Annotated in this window: 24 protein-coding genes and 3 tRNA genes; 21 read left to right on the top strand and 6 right to left on the bottom strand. The window is 40.2% G+C overall.

Going from position 1 to position 26,050, the window contains the following annotated elements; genetic code table 11:
- Positions 1-3: 3 nt before the first annotated feature.
- The 9 genes from metA to AC6I5B_RS10720 all read left to right on the top strand — a co-directional run bounded on the left by metA (position 4) and on the right by AC6I5B_RS10720 (position 8,897).
- Positions 4-924, top strand: a complete 921-nt coding sequence (metA, locus tag AC6I5B_RS10760) for a homoserine O-acetyltransferase MetA (protein ID WP_004611204.1) — start codon at positions 4-6, stop codon at positions 922-924.
- Between the two features lie 274 nt (positions 925-1,198).
- Complete coding sequence (locus AC6I5B_RS10755; RefSeq protein WP_004611202.1) at positions 1,199-1,372, top strand: hypothetical protein; 174 nt, start codon at positions 1,199-1,201, stop codon at positions 1,370-1,372.
- Between the two features lie 187 nt (positions 1,373-1,559).
- Positions 1,560-1,994, top strand: a complete 435-nt coding sequence (locus AC6I5B_RS10750) for a helix-turn-helix domain-containing protein (RefSeq protein WP_022250306.1) — start codon at positions 1,560-1,562, stop codon at positions 1,992-1,994.
- A gap of 498 nt (positions 1,995-2,492) precedes the next feature.
- On the top strand, positions 2,493-4,613 hold the full coding sequence (nrdD, locus tag AC6I5B_RS10745) for an anaerobic ribonucleoside-triphosphate reductase (RefSeq protein ID WP_044987615.1): 2,121 nt from the start codon (positions 2,493-2,495) through the stop codon (positions 4,611-4,613).
- 1 nt (position 4,614) lies between these two features.
- Positions 4,615-5,112, top strand: coding sequence for an anaerobic ribonucleoside-triphosphate reductase activating protein (gene nrdG, locus AC6I5B_RS10740; RefSeq protein ID WP_004613571.1), 498 nt, complete (start codon positions 4,615-4,617; stop codon positions 5,110-5,112).
- Complete coding sequence (locus AC6I5B_RS10735; RefSeq protein WP_004613570.1) at positions 5,096-5,608, top strand: dCTP deaminase/dUTPase family protein; 513 nt, start codon at positions 5,096-5,098, stop codon at positions 5,606-5,608. The genes nrdG and AC6I5B_RS10735 overlap by 17 nt, the downstream gene beginning before the upstream one ends.
- 70 nt (positions 5,609-5,678) lie before the next feature.
- Positions 5,679-7,049, top strand: coding sequence for a spore germination protein (locus tag AC6I5B_RS10730; protein WP_004613569.1), 1,371 nt, complete (start codon positions 5,679-5,681; stop codon positions 7,047-7,049).
- Between the two features lie 121 nt (positions 7,050-7,170).
- Positions 7,171-8,034 carry a DegV family protein gene (locus tag AC6I5B_RS10725; protein ID WP_071143884.1) on the top strand — a complete coding sequence of 288 codons (864 nt, stop codon included), beginning with the start codon at positions 7,171-7,173 and terminating at the stop codon, positions 8,032-8,034.
- Complete coding sequence (locus AC6I5B_RS10720; protein ID WP_004613567.1) at positions 8,031-8,897, top strand: putative manganese transporter; 867 nt, start codon at positions 8,031-8,033, stop codon at positions 8,895-8,897. Before AC6I5B_RS10725 ends, AC6I5B_RS10720 begins: the two co-directional genes overlap by 4 nt.
- A 40-nt stretch (positions 8,898-8,937) precedes the next feature.
- Here the strand turns inward: AC6I5B_RS10720 and AC6I5B_RS10715 are convergent, their stop codons facing one another.
- Positions 8,938-10,293 carry a sodium-dependent transporter gene (locus AC6I5B_RS10715; protein ID WP_071143885.1) on the bottom strand — a complete coding sequence of 452 codons (1,356 nt, stop codon included), beginning with the start codon at positions 10,291-10,293 and terminating at the stop codon, positions 8,938-8,940.
- Positions 10,294-10,703: 410 nt separating this feature from the next.
- On the opposite strand from AC6I5B_RS10715, the gene infC reads away from it, so the two are divergent.
- The 5 genes from infC to AC6I5B_RS10690 all read left to right on the top strand — a co-directional run bounded on the left by infC (position 10,704) and on the right by AC6I5B_RS10690 (position 12,248).
- Positions 10,704-11,198, top strand: a complete 495-nt coding sequence (infC, locus tag AC6I5B_RS10710; protein ID WP_004613564.1) for a translation initiation factor IF-3 — start codon at positions 10,704-10,706, stop codon at positions 11,196-11,198.
- A gap of 34 nt (positions 11,199-11,232) precedes the next feature.
- Positions 11,233-11,430, top strand: a complete 198-nt coding sequence (gene rpmI, locus AC6I5B_RS10705) for a 50S ribosomal protein L35 (protein WP_004613563.1) — start codon at positions 11,233-11,235, stop codon at positions 11,428-11,430.
- A gap of 34 nt (positions 11,431-11,464) precedes the next feature.
- Entirely contained in the window at positions 11,465-11,821 is a 357-nt protein-coding gene (gene rplT / locus AC6I5B_RS10700; RefSeq protein ID WP_004613562.1) for a 50S ribosomal protein L20, read from the top strand.
- A gap of 237 nt (positions 11,822-12,058) precedes the next feature.
- Positions 12,059-12,133, top strand: a tRNA-Pro gene (locus tag AC6I5B_RS10695).
- 40 nt (positions 12,134-12,173) lie between these two features.
- Positions 12,174-12,248, top strand: a tRNA-Pro gene (locus tag AC6I5B_RS10690).
- A gap of 110 nt (positions 12,249-12,358) precedes the next feature.
- On the opposite strand, the gene AC6I5B_RS10685 is transcribed toward AC6I5B_RS10690, so the two are convergent.
- Positions 12,359-12,443: transfer RNA gene (locus AC6I5B_RS10685), tRNA-Leu, on the bottom strand.
- 170 nt (positions 12,444-12,613) lie between these two features.
- On the opposite strand from AC6I5B_RS10685, the gene pap reads away from it, so the two are divergent.
- The 7 genes from pap (at position 12,614) to AC6I5B_RS10650 (ending at position 21,290) form a co-directional block, all read left to right on the top strand.
- Positions 12,614-14,110, top strand: coding sequence for a polyphosphate:AMP phosphotransferase (pap, locus tag AC6I5B_RS10680; RefSeq protein ID WP_071143905.1), 1,497 nt, complete (start codon positions 12,614-12,616; stop codon positions 14,108-14,110).
- A 1-nt stretch (position 14,111) separates the two neighbouring features.
- Complete coding sequence (locus AC6I5B_RS10675) at positions 14,112-15,119, top strand: deoxyguanosinetriphosphate triphosphohydrolase (protein ID WP_071143906.1); 1,008 nt, start codon at positions 14,112-14,114, stop codon at positions 15,117-15,119.
- 66 nt (positions 15,120-15,185) lie between these two features.
- A complete protein-coding gene (gene dnaG / locus AC6I5B_RS10670; protein WP_270651327.1) occupies positions 15,186-16,961 on the top strand; it encodes a DNA primase in 1,776 nt (591 codons plus the stop codon).
- A 39-nt stretch (positions 16,962-17,000) separates the two neighbouring features.
- The gene (rpoD, locus tag AC6I5B_RS10665; protein ID WP_004613558.1) at positions 17,001-18,113 is read left to right on the top strand and encodes an RNA polymerase sigma factor RpoD; all 1,113 of its coding nucleotides are present in this window, start codon (positions 17,001-17,003) and stop codon (positions 18,111-18,113) included.
- Between the two features lie 9 nt (positions 18,114-18,122).
- Complete coding sequence (locus tag AC6I5B_RS10660; RefSeq protein ID WP_071143907.1) at positions 18,123-18,812, top strand: tRNA (adenine(22)-N(1))-methyltransferase; 690 nt, start codon at positions 18,123-18,125, stop codon at positions 18,810-18,812.
- Between the two features lie 13 nt (positions 18,813-18,825).
- Positions 18,826-19,602 (top strand): Nif3-like dinuclear metal center hexameric protein, encoded by a 777-nt coding sequence (locus AC6I5B_RS10655; protein WP_022250299.1) that lies wholly within the window; start codon positions 18,826-18,828, stop codon positions 19,600-19,602.
- A gap of 20 nt (positions 19,603-19,622) precedes the next feature.
- On the top strand, positions 19,623-21,290 hold the full coding sequence (locus AC6I5B_RS10650) for a nucleoside kinase (RefSeq protein ID WP_071143908.1): 1,668 nt from the start codon (positions 19,623-19,625) through the stop codon (positions 21,288-21,290).
- A 28-nt stretch (positions 21,291-21,318) separates the two neighbouring features.
- On the opposite strand, the gene AC6I5B_RS10645 is transcribed toward AC6I5B_RS10650, so the two are convergent.
- Genes AC6I5B_RS10645 through AC6I5B_RS10630 form a run of 4 tightly spaced genes read right to left on the bottom strand, consistent with a single transcriptional unit; the run spans position 21,319 to position 26,041 of the window.
- Positions 21,319-22,227, bottom strand: coding sequence for an RluA family pseudouridine synthase (locus tag AC6I5B_RS10645; protein ID WP_071143909.1), 909 nt, complete (start codon positions 22,225-22,227; stop codon positions 21,319-21,321).
- A 28-nt stretch (positions 22,228-22,255) separates the two neighbouring features.
- Complete coding sequence (locus AC6I5B_RS10640) at positions 22,256-24,160, bottom strand: extracellular solute-binding protein (RefSeq protein WP_071143910.1); 1,905 nt, start codon at positions 24,158-24,160, stop codon at positions 22,256-22,258.
- Positions 24,160-24,996 (bottom strand): ABC transporter permease, encoded by an 837-nt coding sequence (locus tag AC6I5B_RS10635; RefSeq protein ID WP_044987609.1) that lies wholly within the window; start codon positions 24,994-24,996, stop codon positions 24,160-24,162. The genes AC6I5B_RS10640 and AC6I5B_RS10635 overlap by 1 nt, the downstream gene beginning before the upstream one ends.
- A complete protein-coding gene (locus tag AC6I5B_RS10630; RefSeq protein WP_022250295.1) occupies positions 24,968-26,041 on the bottom strand; it encodes an ABC transporter ATP-binding protein in 1,074 nt (357 codons plus the stop codon). The genes AC6I5B_RS10635 and AC6I5B_RS10630 overlap by 29 nt, the downstream gene beginning before the upstream one ends.
- Positions 26,042-26,050: the final 9 nt, after the last annotated feature.

Raw genomic sequence — 26,050 nt, 5'->3', positions numbered from 1 at the left:
TTTATGCCGATTCGTGTACAAAATGATTTGCCGGTAAAAGAAATACTGGAACAAGAAAATATATTTGTGATGGATGAACATCGTGCGATGCATCAGGACATCCGTCCGATCAAGATTGGTCTGTTGAATCTGATGCCCTTGAAGGAGGATACAGAACTTCAGATTTTAAGATCACTGTCAAATACACCATTGCAGGTAGATGTGGTTTTTGTGAATGTGTCCAGCCATAAATCGAAAAATACATCGACCAGCCATCTCAACAAGTTTTATGTGTCGTTTGAAGAAATCAAAGACCAGAGATTTGATGGCTTTATCATCACAGGCGCTCCGGTAGAACAGATGCCGTTTGAGGAGGTTGACTACTGGGAAGAACTGAAAGAGATTATGGAATGGACAAAGACACATGTGACTTCTACAATGCACTTGTGCTGGGGAGCGCAGGCGGGACTTTACTATCATTATGGAATTGAAAAAGTACAGTTGGATGAAAAGGTATTTGGCGTGTTTGAACATCGTGTAAAAAATCGGAAAACACCATTGGTGAGGGGATTTGATGATGTGTTTTATGCACCGCATTCTCGTCATACAACGGTTCCGACAGAAGCAATTGAGAGTGAAGAACAGCTGATCATTCTTGCGGAATCAGAAGAAGCCGGAGTATTTCTGACGATGTCATTGGATGGAAAACAGATCTTTGTGATGGGTCATCCGGAATATGACCGTGTGACATTGAATAACGAATACATGCGAGATAAGAATAAGGGATTGGAGATTGCACTTCCTAAAAATTATTATCCAGATGACAATTTTGAGAACAGACCGCTTTTGACATGGCGCTCACATGCAAATAACTTATATACAAACTGGGTGAATTATTATGTATATCAGGTGACGCCGTATGACTTGTACGGAACACCGTTTTAATGCGGGATCTACGGGATTTGTTGAAAAGTCAAAGTATCGTAAAATGATGTTAAATATCGGGCAGTATTGCAAAATTGGGAGTACAAAGGGAGTATAAAAAAGCCCTTATGGGAGTACAAAAAGTATGATATAAACTGTCTTTTGGAACAATATTATGAGGGCGTATTGTGTAAGTGCAATATGCCCTTAAATTTATGAGAAAAGTAATGCTAAAGACTAGGAAATGTGATAGAATGGCAGGAATAAACAGATTTGAAATTATGGAGGTGTAGTAATGCACAAAACTATATTGATTGAAGAAATTACCATTGAGAATGTAACAGAAAAAATAAATGAAAAAGTACAAGAAATGGGAAAAGACGGTTATCAGATTAAAACCATGTCCTTTTGGGGAACAGATAAAGTTGTGTTGATTTTCAAAAAAGGGCTAAAAGGAAGTTTGCTATAACTTCCAGCTTGTAGAACTGAAAAGCATAAAATTATAGAGAAAAGTACCTGTCAAAGAATCTTTGCGTAACTATATATGTAATGTAAGATGTTGATTGCTTTACTTTAGATATTATTTTGGGGATAATAATATTCAAAGGAGGACGAAAATATGAACAAGGTAACAACACAGGAAAGGGCGAGATATTATGAATATAGGAAATCAAATATTGAATATTCGTAAAGAAAAACAATTAACACAAGAGGAGTTTGGCAGATTATTTCATGTTACTCGACAAACTGTTTCAAATTGGGAAAACGGAAAAAGTTATCCTGATCTGCAAATTCTTGTAAGCATGAGTAATCAATTTGATATTTCTCTTGATACATTATTAAAGGAGGATTCGAAGATGGTACAATCTATGGATAAAGAAAGAGCAATGGGCATAATAAAACATGAAAAATCAATTGTAGATTTTTTTACAGGTGCTGGAACAGGAATTGCTGTATCTTGTTTATTTTCCCCAGATTCATCGATAAGAACTACAGTCATTATTGTTGCAATTATAATGATAGGTATAGGTTGGTATAAAAAATCAAAGAATGATAAAAAGGTATTTCAATATATTAAAGAACATGATTAAATGAATTTTGGTAATAACAAATTTCAGTTGTAGCAGACAGTTTTTTGATTGACTGTCTGCTTTTCTCTTTTTAATCATAATTGATAGTGGTGCTATAAAATGGTTCATATCCGTTGTGAAAAGACCATTTAGAGTGATATAGATTGATTGCAAGGATAGTGGGAGTTCCATTGATTTGGTTATGTTCTGCTTCGATTTCCGCTACCACTTCATCGGTATTCCAGTATTGATATACGATAACTTGTAATTCGGTATCACGATTAGCGCCAGAGCATGGGAGTACAAAGAACTTCAAAATAGGCTGTCAATAGATGACGGCCTATTTTTTTATCCAAAAATATGGAAGAGAGAATCTGATATTTTTGTCTATTATTCCGATTTGACGAAAGACCATCAGAGTGATAGTATTAGTATTACACGGAAATACTGTATATAGTGATTTGAAATTGGATTAACACTAAATATAGATGATAATATAAAATGGAAAGGAAGAGACGGATGATCAGAGTAATCAAAAAAGATGGGACAAAAGAAGAGTTTAACGTACAGAAAGTGGTTGTTGCGGTCAATAAGTCAGCATATCGTGCGTTGATCAAGTTTACAGATGAGGAGCTGCAATTTATCTGCCAGTTTGTAGAAGAAGAAGTAGAAAAGATGGACACAGAAGAGATCCGTATCGCACAGATGCACAATGTTGTGGAGGGAGCTCTTGAAAAGGTCAACCCGACTGTTGCAAAAAGTTATAGAGATTACCGCAATTATAAGCAGGATTTTGTTCAGATGTTAGATGAGGTTTACAAAAAAAGCCAGTCTATCATGTATATCGGAGATAAAGAGAACAGTAATACAGACAGTGCGCTTGTGTCTACAAAAAGAAGTTTGATTTTTAACGAACTGAATAAAGAGCTTTATAAGAAATTTTTCCTGACAGTGGAAGAAATTCAGGCAATCCGTGAAGGTTATATTTATATTCATGATATGTCTGCGAGAAGAGATACAATGAACTGTTGCCTGTTTGATGTGCAGAATGTTTTGAGCGGCGGATTTGAGATGGGTAATCTTTGGTATAATGAGCCGAAGACATTGGATACAGCATTTGATGTAATTGGAGATATCGTGTTAAGTGCTGCGAGTCAGCAGTACGGCGGATTTACAGTGCCAAGCGTAGATGATATTTTAGAGCCATATGCAGAAAAATCTTATAAAAGACATTTGGAAAAATATATATCTTTAGGACTTCCGCAAGAAAAAGCTGAGGAAGTAGCGTGGAAAGATCTGGAAAAAGAGATGGAGCAGGGATTCCAGGGATGGGAATATAAATTTAATTCCGTGTCATCCAGCCGTGGGGATTATCCGTTTATCACTGTGACAGCAGGGACAAACACTTCAAAATATGGAAAACTTGCCACGATCAAGATGCTTCAGGTGCGTCAGGAAGGACAGGGCAAGGAAGGACATAAGAAGCCGGTTCTTTTCCCGAAACTTGTATTTTTATATGATGAGAATCTTCATGGACCGGGGAAACCGTTGGAAGATGTGTTTGAAGCGGGAATCGAATGCTCCAGAAAAACAATGTATCCGGATTGGCTGAGTCTGACAGGAAAAGGGTATGTTGCAAGTATGTACAAGCAATACGGAAAGATTATCAGCCCGATGGGATGCCGTGCATTCCTTTCACCATGGTATGAAAGAGGAGGCATGACTCCGGCGGATGAAAAAGATACACCAGTATTTGTGGGACGATTTAATATTGGTGCGGTAAGTCTGCATCTGCCTATGATTTATGCAAAAGCAAAACAGGAAAGCAGAGATTTCTATGAGGTGCTGGATTATTATTTGGAACTGATTCGTCAGCTTCATATCCGCACATATGATTATCTTGGAGAGATGAAGGCATCAACGAACCCGCTTGCATATTGTGAAGGCGGTTTCTATGGCGGACATTTGGGGCTGTATGACAAAATCAAGCCGTTGTTAAAATCAGCAACTGCATCTTTCGGAATCACAGCATTCAACGAATTGCAACAGCTGCACAATAAAAAATCATTGGTAGAAGATGGGGCATTTGCACTTGAGGTGCTGGAATATATTAATAAGAAAGTCAATCAGTTCAAAGAGGAAGATGGTCACTTATATGCAATTTATGGAACACCGGCAGAAAATCTGTGTGGAGTGCAGGTTCAGCAGTTCCGTAAAAAATACGGCATTATCGAGAATGTATCTGACAGAGAATATGTAAGTAACAGTTTTCACTGTCATGTAACGGAAGATATTACGCCGATTGAAAAACAGGATTTAGAAGGACGTTTTTGGGATTTGAGTAACGGTGGTAAGATCCAGTATGTCAAATATCCGATTAACTATAATAAGGAAGCAATCAAATCGCTTGTAAGAAGAGCGATGGATATGGGCTTCTATGAGGGGGTTAATCTGTCGCTTGCATATTGTGATGACTGCGGACATGAAGAGTTGTCGATGGATGTATGTCCGGAATGCGGAAGTACTAACTTGACAAAGATTGAGCGTATGAATGGATATTTATCTTACTCCCGCGTCAAGGGAGATACACGTCTGAACGACGCAAAAATGGCGGAAATAGCGGAAAGGAAGAGCATGTAATATGCGTTATCATAATATTACAAAAGATGATATGTTAAACGGAGATGGTCTTCGTGTTGTACTATGGGTATCTGGTTGTGTGCATTGCTGTAAGGAATGCCATAATCCTATCACCTGGGATCCGAATGGAGGATTGGAATTTGATGAGTCGGCAAAACAGGAGATTTTTGATGAATTAGAGAAAAGTTATGTCAGCGGTATCACTTTTAGTGGAGGTGATCCGCTTCATATCAACAACGTGTATGAAGTGACAGCGCTTGCAAAAGAAATCAAAGAAAAATATCCGACAAAGACAATTTGGTTATATACCGGATCTACGTGGGAACAGATTCAGACGATGAAACTGATGAAATATGTAGATGTGCTTGTGGATGGAGAGTTTGAAGTAGATAAAAAGGATGCTACGCTACATTGGAAGGGAAGTTCCAATCAGAAGGTGATTGATGTACAAAAGACATTAGAAAAAGGAGAAATTGTATTACATGAAGAGGATTGCTAAGTTTCACAAAGTAAGTTTTGAACAATTTAAAGAAGGATGGATAGATACATTTGGTGAGGCGGGAGAAAGCGAGATCCAAAAGATTTATGATGCTGTCAAACTGCCGAAAAGAGCAACTTCGGGTTCGGCGGGATATGATTTCTATACCCCGATATCGTTGACAATTCAACCGGGAGAGACAGTGAAGATTCCGACCGGAATCCGTGTGGAGATGGAAGAAAACTGGGTTTTAAAATGTTATCCGAGAAGTGGACTTGGTTTTAAATTTCGTCTGCAGCTTAATAATACGGTTGGTATTATCGACAGTGATTACTTTTATTCGGACAATGAAGGGCATATTTTTGCAAAACTGACAAATGATACGAATGAAGGAAAGATTGTAGAACTTTCTGAGGGAACCGGATTTATGCAGGGAATCTTCGTAGAATATGGGATTACAATAGATGATGATGTGACCGAAGTAAGAAACGGTGGATTTGGAAGCACAACAAAATAAGAGGAATGCAGTATAAAACCTCCACATTTGGGAATTCTAACCAAGAGATGACAAATGTGGAGGTTTTTGTATGGTAGATAAAAAAGTGACAAAACAGGTGAAAGCATCGCTTCAGGAAAATGTGACGTATTTAAACAGCATACTTCCGGTCAGTGAAAGTTTTGACCTGATTCAGCGTGATATGATTATCGGAGAAAAGCAGAGTACATTTTACTTCATTGATGGATTTACGAAAGATGAGACAATGCTTAAAATCATGACATCTTTTTTTGCGTTGAAAAAAGACGATATGCCAAGTAATGCAACCGGGTTTTCAAAGATGGCGCTTCCGTATGTGGAAGTGGACATTATTGCTGATTTTGATATGATCATCCGAAATATATTGTCCGGAGTCACCTGTCTGTTTATTGACGGATATGAGGCTTGCATTGCGATTGACTGTCGCACATATCCGGCAAGAGGAGTAGAAGAGCCAGATAAGGATAAATCACTCCGTGGATCAAGAGATGGGTTCGTGGAGACGATCGTGTTTAATACGGCGTTGATGAGGAGGAGAATACGAGATCCTCATCTTGTGATGAAGATGATAGAGATTGGAAATAGTTCGCGAACCGATGTAGCAGTCTGCTATATGTCGGACAGAGTGGACCAGGAACTGTTAGACAATTTATTGAAAAGGCTTGATACAATCAATGTGGATGCGCTGCGGATGAATCAGCAAAGTCTTGCGGAAGAATTGTTCAAACGAAAATGGTTCAACCCGTTCCCGAAATTTAAGTTTACAGAGAGACCAGATACGGCGTCCGTGTGTTTGCTAGAAGGGAAAGTCGTACTTTTAGTTGACAATTCACCGTCTGCGATGATTCTTCCGACTTCGATTTTAGACATTATTGAGGAGGCAAACGACTATTATTTTCCAACTCTTACGAATGTATATTTGAAGGTATCGAGGGCGATTATTACCTTTGCAACAGTTTTTCTGACACCGGCATTTTTGTTGTTTATGCAAAATCTCAATTGGCTTCCGGAGGCATTTCAGTTTGTGTCATTGAAAGATACGGTCAATATTCCGCTTATTTTCCAATTGCTGATATTGGAGCTTGCAATCGATGGTCTTCGACTTGCGGCGATGAACACGCCAAGTATGTTAAGTACGCCGCTCAGTGTAATTGCCGGTATCGTTATGGGGGAATTTTCGGTCAAATCAGGATGGTTCAACTCAGAGGTTATGCTCTATATGGCGTTTGTCGCTGTGGCGAATTATACACAGCCGAATTTTGAGCTTGGATATGCGTTGAAATTTATGCGTCTGTTGCTTTTGGTTCTTACAGCGTGCTTTAACTGGATTGGATTTTTGGCGGGAACAATCATTATTATCTGCTCTATTGCATTTAACAAAACATTATCAGGAAGAAGTTATTTGAATATTAAATTGAATTAAAAGTACGCTTCGGCGTACTTTTTGCGAAAATCTCTTATTTACACCATGAAAAACTTTTTGCGAAAGAAAAGAAAAAGTGATAGAATAGAGAAATAAATATTGGCAAACAGGAGGGAAAAAGATGAATGAGTTTGTAATTGTATCAGACAGTACTGTGGATTTACCAAAAGAATATTTACAGTCCAAACAAGTTCCGATCATCTCACTGTCTTACATTATGGACGGAGTTACATATGAAGAGATGGATGGGCTGTCGCATAAAGAATTTTTTGAAAAGCTGAGGGCGGGTTCGCTTCCCACAACGTCTCAGATTAATCCGGAACAGGCGCGCGAAGCGCTGGAGCCGTTTGCAAAAGAAGGAAAAGATATTCTTTATATCGGCTTTTCTTCCGGATTGAGTGGAAGTTATAACAGTGTACGGATGGCGGCAGAGGACTTGAAAGAAGAATATCCGGACATCAACATTATTGCTATAGACAGTCTATGTGCATGCATGGGAGAAGGATTACTTCTATATAAAGCGTTAGAATTGAAGGAACACGGGATGTCAATGGAAGAGATTGCAAAATGGGTGGAAGCGAATAAGCTTCATATCTGTCACAATGTAACTGTGGATGACCTTAATCATCTTCACAGAGGAGGACGTATCTCTAAGACGACTGCGGTTGTTGGCTCTATGATTAAGATTAAGCCGATCATCCATATGAGCGATGAGGGAAAGCTGGTTGTCATTGGCAAAGAGCGAGGAAGAAAGAAGTCATTGGTTTCGATTGTAGACCGTATGGAAAAGCAGATGCAGGGATATGATAACGATATCGTGATGATTACGCATGGTGATTGTATAGAGGACGCTGAATTTGTGAAGAAACAGGTAGAAGAACGCTTTGGGATTCACAACGTGATGATTAACGGAATCGGTTCGGTTATTGGAAGCCACACCGGTGCCGGTGTTGTGGCCGTATTCTTTATGGGGGATAAGCGTTGAGTGCAGTATGGGAAATCTGTAAAGATGTGCTGATTGATGGGGCGAGGATGATCCCGTTTTTGCTTTTTGCATTTTTACTGATTGAATTAGTAGAAAAGTATACAGGAGAGAAACGAGACCGGATTCTGATGAAGGGAAACAAAGCAGGACCGATCATCGGAGCGCTGTTTGGGTGTATACCGCAATGTGGATTTTCCGTGGTGGCGGCAAATCTGTATGCAGAGCGGCTTGTCTCGGTTGGAACGCTTCTTGCTGTGTTTATGTCAACATCAGATGAGGCAATCATTGTTATGTTGGGATATCCGAAGAGTGGAGGTAAGATTCTTACAATTTTAGGTCTCAAAGTTGTCATTGCAATTGTTGTTGGATATCTCGTAGATTTATTTTGCAAAAGAAAGCGCTTTTCTGTAAAACAAGAAAGCGTATGGGAAGAGCGGGGATGTTCCTGCTGTGGCGGACATGACGGAATCTTGAAAGCGGTCGTATCTCATTCTTTGAAAACACTTTTGTACATTATGTTGTTTTCGATGGTATTGAATGTGGTTATCGAGGGAATTGGAATTGAAAGAATTCAAGAGATCTTGATGAATGACTCGCCGTTTCAGATTATTCTAAGCGCATCGGTAGGCCTGATTCCGAATTGTGCCTCATCGATACTGATTACAGAGCTATATATGAAAGGAGTTCTTGCGCTTCCGGCTGTGATGGCAGGACTGTTGGCAAGCGGCGGAATGGGACTGATTGTATTGTGGAAAAATAATCGGGACAAAAAAGAAAATTTAAAAATAACAGCAATGTTGTATATTGGTTCGATTGTGATCGGTGTGATCTTACAGATTTTATTTATCGGCATGAAATATTAAAAGGAGAAATTCAAATGAATTTCTCCTTTTTAATGGAATATTAAATTGTCCACCATCCCATTGCATTTCCTACGGAACTTACAAGGATTGCAATTAAGCAAATCGGTGCGATCCATTTGATCATAACTACGAATAACTTCTCGCCTTTGAATGTTCCGTCTGAGCTTTTTACTTCGTCGATAACAACTTTTGGCTTGATGACAAATCCGACAAAAATACAAGTGAAGAATGCAAGGATTGGCATCAATATGCTGTTGCTGAGGAAATCGAATGCATCCAGGATTGACAAGTTAAGGAATGTGATGTCGCTCCAGATTCCAAATCCTAAAGAAGATGGGATACCCATTATCAATGCAATTACCGTAACGATAATACAAGTAAATTTACGGCTCCAGTGGAATTTATCTCTTAAAATAGAAACAATTGTCTCCATCAGTGAGATGGAAGAGGTCAGTGCAGCAAAAAATACCAGAATAAAGAAAAGAGTTCCGATTGCACCACCCATTGGCATGCTGTTAAATACTTTTGGAAGCATTACAAACATAAGTCCAGGTCCTTGTCCCAATTGCTCTGCTGTTCCGCCTGAGAAAGCGAATACTGCAGGGATGATCATAAGTCCTGCCATAAATGCAATACCGGTATCAAAAACCTCGATTTGGCGAACAGAACTTTCCAAATTATTATCTTTTTTCATATAAGAACCATATGTAATCATAATTCCCATCGCAAGAGACATTGAGTAGAATAATTGTCCCATTGCTGCTATGACAGTCATTCCGGAGAAGTTTTCCATACTTGGTTTTACGTAATAAATCAGACCATCAATTGCTCCGTCCACTGTAAGTCCGTATCCTGCGATAATGACAGTTAAGACAACTAATACAGGCATCATAAATTTACTCACTGTCTCGATTCCTTTTTCTACACCGAGAAGAACGATGATCGAAGTGAATGCAATAAAGAGACAGAACCATCCAATTGGTTCCCCTGTAGTGCCGATGAAATTATTAAAATAAGCATCATCGGCAGCTGCCTGTACATTACCTGTTACAAATGTAACAAAATACTTGATTACCCATCCGCCGATTACACTATAATAAGGAAAGATGATAATCGGTATGATTGCGGCGAGTACTCCTAGAAAACCAAAGCGTTTATCTAATTTTTTGAAAGCGCCAATTGCGCTGAGCCCTGTCTTTCTTCCGATTGCGATTTCAGCAATCATTAATGAAAAACCGAATGTGACTGCAAGAATCAGATATACAAGAAGAAATGTTCCTCCTCCATATTTTGCTGCGAGATACGGGAATCTCCAAAGGTTACCAAGCCCTACAGCAGACCCGGCAGCAGCAAGTACAAATCCAATCTTGCTGGAAAAATTACTTCTTTGTGACATAAAAAATCCTCCTCAAAATTCATTTAGACTAAGTTAAGTAGCCTTATTATTGCATAAAAGTGAAAAGAATGCAAGAAAAAAAGAGCGCAATCTGTTTTTTAATGCGAACAATTTTGAGAATGGTGTAAGAATAATAAGAAAAAATGAAAAAAACGTTGACAAAAATGGTGAGCTGTGATATGTTAATACATGCGTAAGGCAAAAAGAAAGCAGAGTTCCACTCTCACCTTAGCACAAGTGGGTGACTAATGGTTGATATTGAAGCATAAAAATAGAATTTCTATTTTGTGTGCAGAAATGGAGTGGATAGCTGTGAGCTATTCATTTTTTTTACGCATCAATTATATGAAAAAATTAGAGTAAAGTAAAGATTATTTTATTTATGGAGGTGCACTACAATTAGCGATTTAATGATCAACGAGCAAATCAGAGACAAGGAAGTACGTTTAATAGGAGAGAATGGTGACCAGTTAGGCGTTATGTCTGCAAGGGAAGCTTTGAAGCTGGCAGAAGAGGAAGAATTGGATTTGGTTAAAATTGCTCCAACAGCAAAACCACCAGTTTGTAAGATTATTGATTATGGTAAATACAGATATGAACTGGCGAGAAAAGAAAAAGAAGCGAAGAAAAAACAAAAAACTGTTGAGGTAAAGGAAGTGCGTCTTTCGCCGAACATCGATACGAATGATTTGAACACGAAAGTGAACAACGCAAAGAAATTTATCCAAAAAGGAAATAAAGTAAAAGTTACTTTACGTTTTCGAGGAAGAGAGATGGCTCATATGCAGACGAGCAAACATATTCTGGATGATTTTGCAGAGATGTTAAAAGATGTTGCAGCCATTGAAAAACCTGCAAAACTCGAAGGCAGGAGCATTAGTATGGTTTTAACTGAAAAACGTTAAAAATAAATACCTAAATATTAAGGAGGAACATATCATGCCAAAAATTAAAACAAATAGAGCTGCTGCAAAGCGCTTCAAAAAAACAGCTACAGGTAAATTAAAAAGAAACAAAGCTTACAAGAGCCATATCTTAACTAAGAAATCTACAAAAAGAAAAAGAAATCTTAGACAGGCAACTATTACAGATGCTACAAATGTAAAGAACATGAAAAAAGTTTTACCATATCTGTAAGATTTTGGAAGAATTGAAGGAGGATTAGAAGGACATGGCAAGAATTAAAGGCGGAATGAACGCTAAAAAGAAACACAACAGAACATTAAAACTGGCAAAAGGTTACAGAGGAGCCAGATCAAAACAATATAGAGTTGCAAAACAATCAGTAATGAGAGCTTTAACATCTTCATATGCTGGTAGAAAACAACGTAAACGTCAGATGAGACAGTTATGGATTGCTCGTATCAATGCAGCAGCTAGAATGAATGGTTTATCATACAGTAAGATGATGCACGGTTTAAAATTAGCAGGTGTTGAGATGAACAGAAAAATCTTAGCAGATATGGCAGTAAATGATGCAGCAGGATTTGCTACATTAGCAGAAGTTGCAAAGTCTAAATTAGCTTAGGAAAAAATCATATCCCCGGAAACCTTGAGTTTTCGGGGATTCTTTTATGCGTAAATGGCTTGAAAACGTACTGATTTTTTGCGGTAATATACTGGTGAATAAATGTGTATAATGTGTGGGAAATAGAAAAAATAAGAAAAATAGCAAAATAAGTGAAAAAAATAACAAAATTGCTTGACAAAAAGGAAAGAATTGGTTATACTTGTACTTGTCTTTGAGAGATGCAAAGAATGATAACGGGGTGTGGCTCAGCTTGGCTAGAGCGCCTGGTTTGGGACCAGGAGGTCGCAGGTTCGAATCCTGTCACCCCGATTGGAAGATTAATAATTGTAATGAAAATTCAATAAAGTAACGGGGTGTGGCTCAGCTTGGCTAGAGCGCCTGGTTTGGGACCAGGAGGTCGCAGGTTCGAATCCTGTCACCCCGATTAAAAAAGAATAGCGAATGCTATTCTTTTTGAGTTATAAAAAGGGAAAATAGTATCAGTTAAAAGAGAGTACAAAAAAGAAATCTTTCTTTGAAAGATTTCTTTTAAGATGCAGGAGATGGGACTTGAACCCACACAAGCGCATTGCTTACAAGATCCTTAGTCTTGCTCGTCTGCCAGTTCCGACACTCCTGCGTAACAGCTCCTTGCTACTTGATTATAATACTATGATTTGTGTGAAATGTCAACACTTTTTTTAAAATTTATTAAATATAGATAATTATGGAAAAGAAAAGATAATTGTTATATAATTGTATAATAAATCGCGTAATTGCATAAAAATATCTGTAATGGGAGGAATATTTATGCTGGAAAAGATAGATTTGACAAAGAAAATGGAGAAAGACGAATATCAAAGAAGAATCAGTGTGCTGGAGAGAAAGCTTGCACAGTTACAACGAGTGTGCAGAAATTTAAATATTCCGATTATGATTGCCTTTGAAGGATTTGGCGCATCTGGAAAAGGAATTCAGATTGCAGAATTGATTCGTCCATTAGATCCGAGAGGATTTGAAGTGTATGCAGTAAAGAATGAAAGTGAGGAAGAAAAGAAATATCCGTTTTTATGGAGATTTTGGACAAAAATGCCGGAAAAAGGAAGAATCGCAATTTATGACAGCAGTTGGTACCGTAAAGTCCTGATTGATCGGTTTGAAAAGAAAGCAGGAGAAAAAGAGGTTCTGTCTGCGTATGATTCGATTCAGTCTTTTGAGCGGCAGTTGACAGACGATGGTATGGTTTTGATCAAAATATTTTTGTGTATCAGCCAAGAGGAACAGAAAAAGCGATTCGATAAATTATTGGCTAGGAAAGAGACAGCGTGGCGAGTGAGCAAAAAAGATCTGAAGCGGAATCGAGAGTTTAAAAAGTATAAAAGAATGAATGAGGAGATGCTGCAGAAAACCGATACAGACTATGCACCGTGGACAATCGTGGAAGCGACAGACCGAAGATTTGCAACAATAAAAATCTACACGACAGTAATCAATTGCCTTTCGGCGGAAATAGAGAAAAGAAAACAGGAAAAACAAGAAGAAATCATGCCGGATAAAGTGCTTGTAAACAATGAAATATCGGAGACAGTCTTGGCAAAAGCCAATTTGGATTGTTCTTATACGAAGGCGGAATATAAGAAGAGATTAAAGAAACTGCAGAAAGAGATAGAAAAACTGCATGGAGAACTATACCGGAAAGGTATTCCGGTTGTATTAGGATTTGAGGGGTGGGATGCGGCTGGCAAGGGTGGCGCAATCAAGAGACTGACGGAAAAAATGGATCCGAGAGGATATGTGGTGCATCCGACAGCGTCACCGAATGATATGGAGCGGTCACATCATTATCTTTGGCGATTTTGGAGAGCAATGCCAAAAGCAGGGCATATTGCTATTTTTGACAGAACGTGGTACGGAAGGGTACTGGTGGAACGGATTGAAGGATTTTGCAGTAAAAAAGAGTGGCAGAGAGCGTATAAGGAAATCAATGACATGGAACGGGATTTGGTGAATGCCGGTACGGTTGTCCTGAAATTCTGGCTTCATATTGATAAGGAAGAACAGGAGAGAAGGTTCAGGGCACGTGAGAAAAATCCGGACAAGCAGTGGAAGATCACGGAGGAAGACTGGAGAAACCGAGAAAAATGGGATCAGTACGAAGAAGCTGTAAATGAGATGCTGATTCGAACTTCCACAGAAAAAGCACCTTGGATTGTAGTGGAAGGAAACTGCAAGTATTATGCGAGAATCAAGGTGCTTGAGACGGTTGTAAATGCGATAGAGGAACGACTGAAAAATAAGGGAGAGTAAGATGACGATTCGAGAACAATTAGAATTACGAGAAATTGAGTATTTGAGTCCATATGCGACGTTGAGCAAGGATTCCAAAGGAAGAAAGGCAAAAGAAGAGGAATGTGATATCCGACCGGTATTTCAAAGAGACAGGGATCGAATTTTGCACTGTAAGGCATTTCGAAGAATGAAACAAAAGACACAGGTGTTTTTGCTCCCGAAAGGAGATCATTATCGGACGAGACTGACGCATACGCTGGAAGTCTCGCAGAATGCCCGCACGATTGCAAAAGCACTTCGCTTAAATGAAGATTTGGCAGAAGCCATCAGTCTCGGACATGACCTTGGGCATACCCCGTTTGGTCATGCCGGAGAGCGGGCGCTCAACCAGATCTGTCCGCTTGGGTTCAAGCATAATGAGCAGAGTGTTCGTGTTGTAGAATGCATAGAAAAACGAGGAGAGGGACTGAATCTGACGGAGGAGGTTGTTGACGGAATTCGAAATCATCAGACATCGGGAAAGCCATTTACTTTGGAAGGGCAGATTGTGAGATTATCTGATAAGATTGCATATATCAATCATGATATTGATGATGCGATACGCGGCGGGATACTGAGTGAAGCAGACATTCCGCCAAAATATCGGAAAATATTAGGGAACACAACCCGAGCAAGATTAAATACGATGATACACGATGTGATCATACATAGTATGGATCAACCAAAGATTCAGATGTCAGAAGAAGTAGAAGCGGCACTTATGGGACTGCGTAAATTTATGTTTGAAAATGTCTACAGGAATCCTCTCGCAAAAAGCGAGGAGGAAAAAGCAATCAAATTGGTACAGAATCTCTATGAGTACTATTCGGAGCATTTCGAAAAACTTCCTGAGCCGGAGTTGCAACGTGCAGTGCTGAGAGGTGACGGCAAAGAACAGATTATCTGTGATTATATAGCTGGGATGACCGATAATTATGCGGTAAAAAAGTTTCAGGAAATTTTTGTGCCGGAATCTTGGAAAATTTAAAGGAAATCAAAAGGATTTGTCGAATAAGTATAAATGTAGGGTAATTTATTTGGAAGGAAGGACAACATGTACTTTTCAGAAGACTTAATAGAAGAAGTAAGACAAAAAAATGATATTGTGGACGTCATTTCCGGATATGTAAAGTTACAGAAAAAAGGAAGTTCTTATTTTGGACTTTGTCCGTTTCACAATGAGAAATCCCCATCTTTTTCAGTCAACCGCGGAAAGCAGATGTATTATTGCTTCGGATGTGGTGCGGGAGGCAATGTATTTACGTTTATTATGGAATATGAGAATTATTCTTTCGTGGAAGCGTTTAAGATGCTTGCTGAGCGGGCAGGAGTGGATATTCCGGAAGTGGAGTATTCTAAAGAAGCAAAAGAGAGAGCTGATCTGAAGGCGACACTGCTGGAGATCAATAAGCTTGCTGCAAAATATTTTTATGCCCAGTTAAAGACCGAGCAGGGGAAACTGGCACATACCTATTTGACTGGCAGAGGACTGAGTGAGGAGACGATCACCGCTTTTGGTCTGGGATATTCGAATAAATACAGTGATGATCTGTATCGGTATTTAAAGACAAAAGGCTATAAAGATGAACTGCTTGTAAAAGCGGGGTTAATCAGTGTTGATGAAAGGCATGGGGCACACGACAAATTTTGGAATCGTGTGATGTTCCCGATCATGGACGTCAATAACCGGGTGATTGGATTTGGCGGAAGAGTTATGGGAGATGCAAAGCCGAAATATTTGAACTCGCCGGAGACGGAAGTGTTTGACAAGAGCAGGAATCTCTATGGATTGAATCGCGCCAGAACATCCAGAAAACCTTATTTTTTGATCTGTGAGGGATATATGGATGTGATTTCGCTTCATCAGGCAGGATTTACGAATGCGGTTGCATCGCTTGGGACAGCGCTGACTACCGGACATGCATCGCTGATCAAGCGGTATGTGAATGAAGTTTATCTGACCTATGACAGCGATGAGGCCGGAACAAGAGCAGCACTTCGTGCAATGCCGATTTTAAAAGAAGCAGGCATTACAGCTAAGATTATCCGGATGGAGCCGTATAAAGACCCGGACGAGTTTATCAAGAATCTTGGAACAGAGGCGTTTGAGGAGAGGATCAATAAAGCAAGAAATGGATTTTTGTTCTCCCTGGAGATTCTGGAAAAAGAGTATGATATGAACTCACCGGAGGGAAAGACTGCGTTTCATAAAGAAGCAGCAAAACGTCTCACCATGTTTGAGGAAGAGATTGAGCGCAACAATTACATAGAAGCAGTTGCTGAAAAATATCGGATTGGATATGAGGAATTGAAAAAACTGGTGGGTAAGATGGCGATCCAAATGGGGCAGGCGACACCTGCGGAGCGGCCAAAACAGACGGCGAACAGGGAAAAGCAAAAAGAAGATGGGAATCTGAAGTCTCAGAAGATATTACTGACGTGGCTGATAGAGAATGAGGCGTTGTTTGCACAGATTAAAAAGTATATTGTACCGGAAGATTTTACAAAAGAACTTTACCGCACAGTTGCTGAGATTCTGTATGAGCAGTATGAAGCGGGAGAGGTCAATCCGGCAAAGGTGATGAATCATTTTACAGATGAGGAAGAACACCGGGAAGTGGCAGAGTTGTTCCATACGAAGATTCGAGAACTCACCACGAAAGAAGAGCAGGAGAAAGCGTTGAAGGAGACGATTATCCGCGTAAAATACAACAGCATCGAGTTTGCGACAAAGATGTTGAACCCTACGGATATTGTGGGGCTGCAGAGACTGATGGAGGCAAAGAAATCTCTTCAGGACTTGCAAAAAATGCATATTTCTATTGATTAAGGATAAAATATAAACAAGCTATGAGAGGATGGACACTACATGGAAGAAAGAGCTATAAAATTTGAGGAAAAATTGAAAAATCTGGTTGCTTTAGGGAAGAAGAAGAAAAGTATTCTTGAGATACAGGAGATCAATGAAGTTTTCTCAGATATGGAGCTGGAAGCAGAACAGATGGAGAAAATATTCGAGTATTTGGAATCGCAGAATATTGATGTACTCAGAATCAGTCCGGACACGGATGATGCAGATGATGTGGAGATTTTGTTGACGGATGAAGATGAAGTTGACATGGAAAAGATTGATTTGTCTGTGCCGGATGGAATCAGCATCGAAGATCCGGTGCGTATGTATCTGAAAGAAATCGGTAAAGTGCCATTGTTGAGTGCAGAGGAAGAAATTGAACTGGCGAAACGGATGGCAGAAGGTGATGAAGATGCGAAAAAGAGGCTTGCAGAGGCAAATCTTCGTCTTGTTGTCAGCATTGCGAAACGCTATGTGGGACGTGGAATGTTATTTCTTGACTTGATTCAGGAAGGAAATTTGGGATTGATCAAAGCGGTTGAAAAGTTTGATTATCAGAAAGGATTCAAATTCAGTACGTATGCGACATGGTGGATCAGACAGGCAATTACGAGAGCGATTGCAGATCAGGCGAGAACCATTCGTATTCCGGTTCATATGGTGGAGACAATTAACAAATTGATTCGCGTATCAAGACAGCTGCTGCAGGAATTGGGGCGTGAGCCGTTGCCGGAGGAGATTGCAGAAGAACTGGACATGCCGGTGGAAAGAGTACGCGAGATTTTGAAGATTTCTCAGGAACCTGTATCTTTGGAAACACCGATCGGTGAAGAAGAGGACAGTCATTTGGGAGATTTTATTCAGGATGACAATGTTCCGGTGCCGGCTGAGGCAGCAGCAGCAACGTTGCTGAAAGAGCAATTGGGAGAAGTGTTGGATACGTTGACTGACAGAGAACAGAAAGTATTGCGTCTTCGTTTTGGTATGAACGATGGACGTGCACGTACATTGGAAGAAGTCGGAAAAGAATTTGACGTCACCCGTGAAAGAATCCGTCAGATTGAGGCGAAAGCGCTTCGAAAACTCCGTCATCCAAGCAGAAGCCGTAAACTTCGTGATTATTTGGATTAGGGTATTTGTATGGAGCTATCAAAGAGATTACAGGCAGTTGCAGATCTTGTGAGCAATGGAGTGACAGTCGCGGATGTCGGAACAGACCATGGTTATATTCCAATCTATCTGGTAGAGTCTGGAAAAAATAAATGCGCGATTGCGATGGATATCAATCGGGGACCTTTGGACCGTGCAGAAGCACATATTCGGATGCACGGTTTGGGGGAGCAGATTAAGACTAGACTGTCAGACGGGGTTCAAAAACTACAGATAGGAGAATGTGACTGTGTCATTGTCGCCGGAATGGGTGGTGGTCTTGTCATAAAGATCATGGAGGATGGAGAAGAGATTTTCAGAAATCTGACGGAATTCATTCTGCAGCCACAGTCTGAAATTGCAAAGGTGCGCCAGTATCTGTGTGAACATAATTACCGCATTATAGCAGAAGATATGGTTTTGGAGGATGGAAAATTTTATCCGATGATGAAGGTGGCAAACGGGTCTGCTGAGGAATACAGTACATTAGAACTGCGGTATGGGAAGTTGTTACTCAGAGAAAAACATCCTGTTTTAAAATTGTTTTTAGAAAAGGAAGAAAAGACAAAAGAGCAAATTTGCAGACAGCTAAGGAAGGAAGAAGGAATACATATTGCATCCCGGATAGCGGAACTTGAAAATGAGACAGCACAGACAAAAGAGGCGCTTGGAATTTATTAAGAGAGGGAAACATATGCTTTGTAGAGAGATAATTGATGTGATTGAGGGTACATATCCAAAAGAGGCAGCGTTGGCTTGGGATAACGTCGGACTTTTGGTGGGACGCACTGAAAAAGAAGTAAAGCGTATTTATGTGGCGCTGGATGCGACCGATGAGATTATTGAGGCGGCGATAAGGGGAAATGCAGATATGCTTGTCACGCATCATCCACTTATTTTTTCGCCGTTGAAAACGGTTACGGATGAGCATTTTATCAGCAATCGCGTTGTGAAATTGTTACAGCATGACATATCATATTATGCAATGCACACGAATTACGATGTGCTTGGCATGGCGGAGCTGTCGGGAAAAATGATGGAACTTGTGCAGGCGGAGCCTTTGGAGGTGACGATTCCGGAAAATAATCAGGGGATTGGAAGAGTAGGGCTTTTAAAACATGAGATGACTTTGGGTGAGTGCTGTGAACTGGTAAAAGAGAAGTTTCATCTGCCTGATGTAAAGGTATTTGGTGATATAGAAAGGAAAGTGACACGTGCAGCAATTTCTCCGGGGTCGGGTAAGAGTATGATTGACACTGCACTTCAGACGGGAGCAGAGGTACTTGTGACTGGAGATATTGGACATCATGAGGGAATTGACGCAGTTGCAAGAGGACTTGACATAATAGATGCAGGGCACTATGGATTGGAGCATATTTTCATAGAAGATATGGCGATGTTTTTAGAGAGTCATCTGTCGTGCGTTAAGATAGAAAAAGCAGAGATTGTACAGCCGTTTCAGACAGTATAGCTGTAAGAAAGGAGTAGCACATGGATAGAAAGGTATATCAGGTAAAAGTAGGGAATGAAGTAAAGCAGTATGAGGAAGGGACGACTTTTGCGAAAATTGCAAAGGAATACCAAAAACAATATGAAAATGAGATTGTCTTAGTGTTTGAAGATAAAAAGCTTCAGGAGTTAAGAAAAGGAGTCACAAAAGACTGTACTTTACGATTTGTTACGACGGGGGATTCCGTGGGAAACCAGACATATCGAAGAAGCATGTGTTTGATGCTTGTAAAAGCAATCTATGATGTCTGTGAACATAAAGATATTTGGAAGGTACGTATTCATTTTTCTTTGAGCAAGGGGTATTATTGCACAATCGAAGGGGATGTCGCAGTAGATCAGCGGTTCCTTGACAAGGTGAAGAGCCGCATGTTAGAGATGGTTGTGGAAAAGATGCCGATTGACAAACGTACGATTCATACGGATGAGGCAATTGCTTTATTCCACAAACATGGAATGCACGATAAAGAAAGACTTTTTGAATACCGAAGAGTGTCAAAAGTCAATATTTATAGTATGAATGAGTTTGAGGACTATTATTATGGATATATGGTGCCGGATGCATCGTACCTGCCATACTTTGAACTGCATCTGTATGATGAAGGCTTTGTAATTCAGATGCCGGAAAAAGATGCGCCGACAGTCGTTCCGCCTTTCAGACCACAGCATAAATTATTTCAGGTTCTGAAAGAATCGACCAAGTGGGGAGACATACAAAATATTGAGACAGTAGGCGCGCTGAATGACAAGATTACTAATGGGGATATTCAGGATATGATCCTTGTGCAGGAAGCGATGCAGGAGAAGAAGATTGCGGAGATAGCGGAGATGATTGCAAATAAATCAGACATCAAATTTGTGCTGATCGCAGGGCCGTCTTCTTCAGGAAAAACAACCTTTTCGCATCGGCTTTCGATTCAGCTGCGGGCGAACGGACTTGTTCCGCATCCAATCGCCGTAGACAATTATTTTGTTGAACGGGAAAAGACTCCGAAAGACAAAGATGGCAATTATAACTTTGAATGTTTGGAAGCGATTGATGCGGAATTGTTCAATCAGGATATGTTAGATCTTTTGTCAGGAAAAGAAGTGGCGCTCCCTACATTTAATTTTAAAACAGGAAAAAGAGAATATTCCGGCGAGACTAAAAAGCTTGGGGAACAGGATGTGCTTGTGATTGAGGGGATTCATTGTCTGAATGATGCCATGACGTATAAACTCTCCAAAGAAAATAAGTTTAAGATTTATATCAGTGCATTGACACAGTTGAATATCGATGAACACAATCGCATTCCGACAACGGATGGGCGCCTGATACGGCGCATGGTCAGAGATGCAAGAACCCGTGGCGCTTCTGCAAAACAGACAATCGCGATGTGGCCTTCCGTGAGAAAAGGGGAGGAAGAGAATATTTTTCCTTATCAGGAGGATGCAGATGTAATGTTTAATTCTGCGCTCATTTATGAGTTGGCAGTGTTGAAATTATATGCGGAACCGATTTTGTTTGGAATTGAGAAAGACTGCGAGGAATATGTGGAAGCGAAACGTCTGTTGAAGTTTTTGGACTATTTTATTGGTGTGGGAAGTGAAAATATTCCGGCGAATTCTCTTTTGCGGGAATTTGTTGGTGGAGGATGTTTTAACGTATAAAAATATAAGAAATATAGTTGGGAGACAGTCAATTGACTGTCTCCTGATTTGTATTATTGAAAAAAATTGCCATATCATCTGGAAGAGGAGAGGAGAATGTCAGCGGTTCTTTGGTGATTGGATGTTCGAATGACAGACAGTGAGAATGCAGCGCCTGACGTTTGATGACGTGGTAGTTGGGATTGTATAAGAAATCACCGGGAAGCGGATGACCAATGTGTTTCATATGTACGCGTATCTGGTGGGTACGGCCGGTCTTTAATGTCAGGGATACAAGTGAATATCCGTTTTTATAGCAAAGACGTTTGTAATGAGTGCAGGCATAGTCACCTTGTTCATAGTCAACCTGACGCTCGATAGTGGAACCGTCTACTCTTCTGATTGGCGCATCAATGATGCCGGATGAAGGGGTCTTGCCTTCCGCAACTGCGAGATATTCCCGGTGGATTTTTCGGTTTTTTACCATGTCCGAGAGGAGGGAGGCACTATACATATGTTTTGCGAGAATTAAAAGTCCGGTTGTATCACGATCTAAGCGGTTGATACAGCGGTAAGTGAAAGGCTCCCCTTTTTGTGCATAATAGTAAGCGACTGCATTGGCAAGCGTGTTGTCGTAATTGCCCTGTGAAGGGTGGATCGGCATATCTGCCGGTTTATTTATAACCATCAAATCTTCATCTTCATAGACGATATGAAGTGGAAGAGGCGATGCAACGATATTTTCAGAAGAAGTCTTTTCTTCTAATGTGATGGTTAAAATATCATCTGTGTGCAGGATATCGCGGACTCTTGCCCAGGTCTTGTTTAATAAAATTCCGTTCTCTGTGTGTTTTAAATGTGTGATCACCTGACTGGAATACCCTGATTCCTTTAGAAAAGAAATCAGGGTACAATTGTTGTATTTAGCCGAGATGGTATAGGAAAAAATTCGTTTCATAAAAACTCTCTTTCTGCCTCAAAAGAAGCTATTGGGATTTGATTTCGCGCCAAAGCTTATTATAAATGGCATCGTTTTTATCTCCCAGGAACTGAAAGGTCTCGCAGCGTTCCAGTTCGCTTGCATCAGGAAATGCGATTTTGCTGTTTCGGATAGCCGGATCTTCGATCAGTTCTCGAGCAGCGGTGTTTGGTGTGGAATAGGTAATATAATCAAAATTCATTTTGGCGATGTCCGGTCGACATAAAAAGTTGATGAAAGCTTCTGCATTTTCTTTGTGCTTAGCATTTTTTGGAATTACCCAGGAGTCGATCCAAACATTGGAACCCTCCTTTGGAATGACATATTCCAAATTTGGATTTTCCAGTTGTGTATAAATTGCTTCGCCGGAATAAATTACTCCGATAGCCGCTTCGTTTCCAATCATTTTGTCGCGAACCTGATCGATTACATAAGCCTGCACGAGTGGTTTCTGTTCGATCAGAAGTTCTTTTGCCTCCTCTAATTCGTCGAGATCTGTCGAATTTAAAGGGTGCCCTTTATATTTAAGAGCTACAGCAAAGGCGTCACGGACGCTGTCCTGCATTAAAATGTTATCTATATATTTTTCATCCCACAGAACGCTCCAACTGTCGATTGGCTCATCAACCATTGTTTTATTGTAGAGAATTCCAACAGTTCCCCAGCAATAAGGCACCGAATATTTATTTTCGGAGTCAAACTGTCTGGATTGCTTGAAATATTCTTGACCAATGTTTTTGACGTTCGGAATGTTATCAAAGTTCAGTTCTGCTAGAAGATCATTTTCAATCATACGTTGGATCATATAGTCAGATGGGCATACCACATCGTATGCGATAGCGCCGGACTGTACTTTGGGGTACATGATCTCATTTGTCTCAAATTCTTCATATACGACATTGATCCCGGTCTCTTTTTCAAACAGAGTGATAACTTCCGGATCGAGATATTCTCCCCAGTTATAGACGATGACCTGATTGGTTCCGCTTAAATCTTCTTTGGAACTATAGAAAATTCCACCGGCAATGACCACGACTGCCATAATCGCCGGAACAACTTTGCGAAGTACAAAGTGAACGGCTTTCTGAGATTTTTTCACATTCAGTGTTTTGTCGGTGCTGCCTTTTTTGTTTGGTGATACGTTGATCAGAATCAGCAGAATCAGCACGGACACAAACAACAAAGTGGAAAGTGCATACATTTCCGGTTTGATTCCTTTGCGGACTTCACTGTAAATTTTGGTTGATAACGTATCGACACCCGGACCTTTTGTAAAGTGGGTGATGACAAAATCGTCCAAAGACATGGTAAATGCCAGCAAAAATCCTGAGAACACGCCCGGCAGAATATCCGGAAATACAACTTTAAAAAAGGCGTAAATCGGAGATGCGCCGAGGTCGAGTGCGGCTTCATAAGTGCTGCGTTTGGTTTGTTTGAGCTTTGGCATAACACTCAAAATGACGTATGGAATATTAAACGTTATGTGTGCGATCAGCACAGTTGCAAATCCCAGTGAAAAATTAATACCCAGATATTTTAAGCCGGATCCGACAGCGATAAATAAAAGCATCAATGAGATACCGGTCACGATATCTGCATTTAACATCGGAATATTGGTGATTCCCATTGCAATCGTGCGGGATTTTCTCTTCATTCCCTGAATGCCGATCGCAGCGGCAGTGCCGATCAGGGTTGCAATAAGAGCAGACAACAGTGCGATGACAAGCGTTGTATAAAGAGCGCTCATAATCTGCTCGTTTTGGAAAAGGGAAATATACCATTTTCCGGTAAAGCCTCCCCATTTTGCACGTGTCTTTGAGTTGTTAAAGGACAAAACAACAAGTGTCACGATTGGGGCGTATAACAAAAAGATGATTAGTGATAAGTAAATATTTTGTAATGTCTTTTTCATTAGAATGCGGTTCCCTCTCCATCTTTATCGTATTTGGCAATCAGTGCCATGCTTGCGATAATGAATATCATCAGCACAAGTGAAAGCCCGGAACCGACGTTCCAGTTACTGCTCTGCTTAAATTCCTGCTCGATGACATTTCCAATCAACAGAATCTTACTTCCGCCGAGCAAATCCGAGATAACAAAGGTAGTGAGAGCAGGCACAAATACCATCGTAATCCCACTGATGATCCCAGAAGTAGTAAGCGGCAGTATGATTTTCAAAAAAGTCTGTACATTGTTTGCGCCTAGATCTTTTGCCGCAGAAATGACATCTTTGTCAATTTTTACAATGACATTATAAATTGGAAGCACCATAAACGGCAAAAAATTATATACCATACCAAGAATGATCGCAGAAGGCGTATTGATCATGGACTGCGTCGGCAGATGTAAAAAAGACAATACGCTGTTGATAACTCCGTTTTTCTCAAGCAATGTCTGCCATGCAAGGGTACGAAGCAGGAAATTCATCCACATCGGGAGGATGAAGATCAAGACGATAAAGCTTGTCTGATTCATGCTTTTTGAAGCGAGTATCATAGCAAGCGGATACGCCAGGATCAGACAGATCGCAGTGCTGACAAGCGACAGCAGAAGCGCCAGACCAAGTGCTTTTAAATTTTCCGGAGTCGTTATTTTTGCAAGATTCAGTAAGGTGAATTCTTTCTTTTCATTTGTCAGACCATAATAAAGTATCATAAACAATGGAATGATAATGAATGAGACAGCCCAGAATAAGTAAGGTCCTGTCAAAAGTTTTTTCTTATTCTTCAATGATAACAGCCTCCTCATCTTTGGATTCTGGTTTTTTCATAATCTGGATATCGAACGGATCCACTTTAATGCCGACCGGTGTTCCGACAGGAACCATATCTGTACTGTGCACCAGCCATTCGAAATTATTTGCAGTGACTTCCATCTCATAATGGACACCTTTGAAAATCAAATGTGTGACAATTCCTTCCAAAATACCTTCTTCCGGCTTGACTAAATCAATATCTTCCGGACGGATGACCGCATCTACCGGTTTATTTTTTCCAAACCCAGTATCCACGCATGGAAAATTCACGCCGAGAATTTTTACCAGTTTATCTTCAACCATGATTGCAGGGAGAATATTACTTTCACCAATAAAATCTGCAACAAATGCATTTTCCGGCTCGTTGTAGATGTCTTCCGGTGTCCCGATCTGTTGGATGTAACCCTGATTCATGACGACAATAGTGTCAGACATCGTAAGCGCCTCTTCCTGATCATGTGTGACATAGACAAATGTTATGCCGAGTTCGTTCTTTAAGCGGATTAACTCATACTGCATATCCTGGCGAAGTTTTAAATCCAGTGCGCCTAAAGGCTCATCCAACAGTAGTACTTTCGGTTCGTTTACAATTGCCCGTGCAATGGCAATTCGCTGCTGCTGACCTCCGCTTAGAGAATCCGGAGTTCGATTTTCAAATCCATCTAAATTTACAAGTTTTAATGCATACTTGATTTTATCGTTGATATAAGCTTTTGATTTGCCTTTGATTTTCAATCCAAATGCAATATTATCAGCAATAGACATATGGGAAAACAATGCGTATTTTTGAAATACCGTATTAAGCTGGCGTTTATTTGGGGCAAGGTTGGTGATATCCTTTCCGTCAAAAATAATTTTCCCGTTGTCCGGAGTCTCAAATCCTCCCAGGATACGGAGCAGTGTAGTCTTTCCGCAGCCGCTTGGTCCCAACAGTGTTAAAAATTTGTTTTCATTAATATATAGGTTCAAATCGTCCAACACAAGGTTGTCTCCGTACGATTTCGAAATGTGTGAAATGTCAATTAATTTTCTCGCCATATAAAATCC

Source organism: Faecalimonas nexilis (assembly GCF_059731825.1).
The sequence above is the reverse complement of the archived record's forward strand: the minus strand, read 5'-3'. Positions and strand labels throughout refer to the sequence as shown.

What these genes read in the sequence shown, in the direction of transcription:
- AC6I5B_RS10735 (WP_004613570.1), top strand. Translation starts at nt 5,096, where the DNA reads ATGAAGAGGATTGCTAAGTTTCACAAAGTAAGTTTTGAACAATTTAAA.
- infC (WP_004613564.1), top strand. Translation starts at nt 10,704, where the DNA reads ATGATCAACGAGCAAATCAGAGACAAGGAAGTACGTTTAATAGGAGAG.
- AC6I5B_RS10675 (WP_071143906.1), top strand. Translation starts at nt 14,112, where the DNA reads ATGACGATTCGAGAACAATTAGAATTACGAGAAATTGAGTATTTGAGT.
- AC6I5B_RS10655 (WP_022250299.1), top strand. Translation starts at nt 18,826, where the DNA reads ATGCTTTGTAGAGAGATAATTGATGTGATTGAGGGTACATATCCAAAA.
- AC6I5B_RS10730 (WP_004613569.1), top strand. Translation starts at nt 5,679, where the DNA reads ATGGTAGATAAAAAAGTGACAAAACAGGTGAAAGCATCGCTTCAGGAA.
- AC6I5B_RS10660 (WP_071143907.1), top strand. Translation starts at nt 18,123, where the DNA reads ATGGAGCTATCAAAGAGATTACAGGCAGTTGCAGATCTTGTGAGCAAT.
- AC6I5B_RS10750 (WP_022250306.1), top strand. Translation starts at nt 1,560, where the DNA reads ATGAATATAGGAAATCAAATATTGAATATTCGTAAAGAAAAACAATTA.
- dnaG (WP_270651327.1), top strand. Translation starts at nt 15,186, where the DNA reads ATGTACTTTTCAGAAGACTTAATAGAAGAAGTAAGACAAAAAAATGAT.
- AC6I5B_RS10645 (WP_071143909.1), bottom strand. Translation starts at nt 22,227, where the DNA reads ATGAAACGAATTTTTTCCTATACCATCTCGGCTAAATACAACAATTGT.
- rpoD (WP_004613558.1), top strand. Translation starts at nt 17,001, where the DNA reads ATGGAAGAAAGAGCTATAAAATTTGAGGAAAAATTGAAAAATCTGGTT.
- rpmI (WP_004613563.1), top strand. Translation starts at nt 11,233, where the DNA reads ATGCCAAAAATTAAAACAAATAGAGCTGCTGCAAAGCGCTTCAAAAAA.
- AC6I5B_RS10635 (WP_044987609.1), bottom strand. Translation starts at nt 24,996, where the DNA reads ATGAGGAGGCTGTTATCATTGAAGAATAAGAAAAAACTTTTGACAGGA.
- AC6I5B_RS10755 (WP_004611202.1), top strand. Translation starts at nt 1,199, where the DNA reads ATGCACAAAACTATATTGATTGAAGAAATTACCATTGAGAATGTAACA.
- AC6I5B_RS10725 (WP_071143884.1), top strand. Translation starts at nt 7,171, where the DNA reads ATGAATGAGTTTGTAATTGTATCAGACAGTACTGTGGATTTACCAAAA.
- metA (WP_004611204.1), top strand. Translation starts at nt 4, where the DNA reads ATGCCGATTCGTGTACAAAATGATTTGCCGGTAAAAGAAATACTGGAA.
- AC6I5B_RS10630 (WP_022250295.1), bottom strand. Translation starts at nt 26,041, where the DNA reads ATGGCGAGAAAATTAATTGACATTTCACACATTTCGAAATCGTACGGA.
- pap (WP_071143905.1), top strand. Translation starts at nt 12,614, where the DNA reads ATGCTGGAAAAGATAGATTTGACAAAGAAAATGGAGAAAGACGAATAT.
- nrdD (WP_044987615.1), top strand. Translation starts at nt 2,493, where the DNA reads ATGATCAGAGTAATCAAAAAAGATGGGACAAAAGAAGAGTTTAACGTA.
- AC6I5B_RS10715 (WP_071143885.1), bottom strand. Translation starts at nt 10,293, where the DNA reads ATGTCACAAAGAAGTAATTTTTCCAGCAAGATTGGATTTGTACTTGCT.
- rplT (WP_004613562.1), top strand. Translation starts at nt 11,465, where the DNA reads ATGGCAAGAATTAAAGGCGGAATGAACGCTAAAAAGAAACACAACAGA.
- nrdG (WP_004613571.1), top strand. Translation starts at nt 4,615, where the DNA reads ATGCGTTATCATAATATTACAAAAGATGATATGTTAAACGGAGATGGT.
- AC6I5B_RS10640 (WP_071143910.1), bottom strand. Translation starts at nt 24,160, where the DNA reads ATGAAAAAGACATTACAAAATATTTACTTATCACTAATCATCTTTTTG.
- AC6I5B_RS10650 (WP_071143908.1), top strand. Translation starts at nt 19,623, where the DNA reads ATGGATAGAAAGGTATATCAGGTAAAAGTAGGGAATGAAGTAAAGCAG.